This window comes from Marinobacter sp. bablab_jr008 (assembly GCF_016464145.1).
Taxonomy (GTDB): Bacteria; Pseudomonadota; Gammaproteobacteria; order Pseudomonadales; family Oleiphilaceae; genus Marinobacter; species Marinobacter nauticus.
Genome location: NZ_JACDWW010000048.1, coordinates 1 through 1,011, shown reverse-complemented (window position 1 = coordinate 1,011; position 1,011 = coordinate 1). Strand labels below are relative to the sequence as shown.

Genomic DNA, 1,011 nt, shown 5'->3' with positions numbered 1-1,011 from the left:
TTACTCGATGATCTTGGCGACCACGCCGGCACCAACGGTACGACCACCTTCGCGAATCGCGAAGCGCAGGCCATCTTCCATGGCGATCGGAGCGATCAGGGTGACGGTCATTTTCACGTTGTCACCCGGCATTACCATTTCTACGCCTTCCGGCAGTTCGCAAGAACCGGTCACGTCAGTGGTCCGGAAGTAGAACTGCGGACGGTAGCCCTTGAAGAACGGAGTATGACGACCACCTTCTTCTTTGGACAGCACGTACACTTCACACTCGAACTTGGTGTGCGGCTTGATGGAGCCCGGTACACACAGAACCTGACCACGCTCAACGTCGTCACGCTTGGTACCACGCAGCAGAACACCAACGTTCTCGCCGGCACGACCTTCGTCCAGCAGCTTGCGGAACATCTCAACACCGGTACAGGTGGTCTTGGTGGTGTCGCGGATACCCACGATTTCCACTTCGTCACCAACCTTGATGATGCCACGCTCAACACGACCAGTTACTACGGTACCACGACCGGAGATGGAGAATACGTCCTCGATCGGCATCAGGAACGGCTGATCGATCGCACGCTCCGGCTCAGGGATGTAGTCGTCCAGGGCTTCTACCAGCTTCTTGACAGCGGTAGTACCCATTTCGTTGTCGTCTTTGCCTTCCAGCGCCATCAGGGCAGAACCGGTGATGATCGGAGTGTCGTCACCCGGGAAGTCGTACTGGCTCAGCAGGTCACGAACTTCCATCTCGACCAGCTCCAGCAGTTCCTCGTCGTCTACCATGTCGGCCTTGTTCAGGAACACAACGATGTAGGGAACGCCAACCTGACGGGACAGCAGGATGTGCTCACGAGTCTGCGGCATGGGGCCGTCAGCTGCGGAGCAAACCAGGATCGCGCCGTCCATCTGTGCCGCACCAGTGATCATGTTCTTCACATAGTCAGCGTGGCCCGGGCAGTCTACGTGGGCGTAGTGACGGGTCGGAGAATCGTACTCTACGTGAGAGGTCGCGATGGT

The 1,011-nt window shown here is 57.8% G+C and carries 1 protein-coding gene; it reads right to left on the bottom strand.

Going from position 1 to position 1,011, the window contains the following annotated elements; translation table 11 throughout:
- On the bottom strand, positions 1-1,011 hold a 1,011-nt coding region (gene tuf / locus JIF53_RS05005), incomplete at its 5' end, for an elongation factor Tu (RefSeq protein ID WP_199451973.1).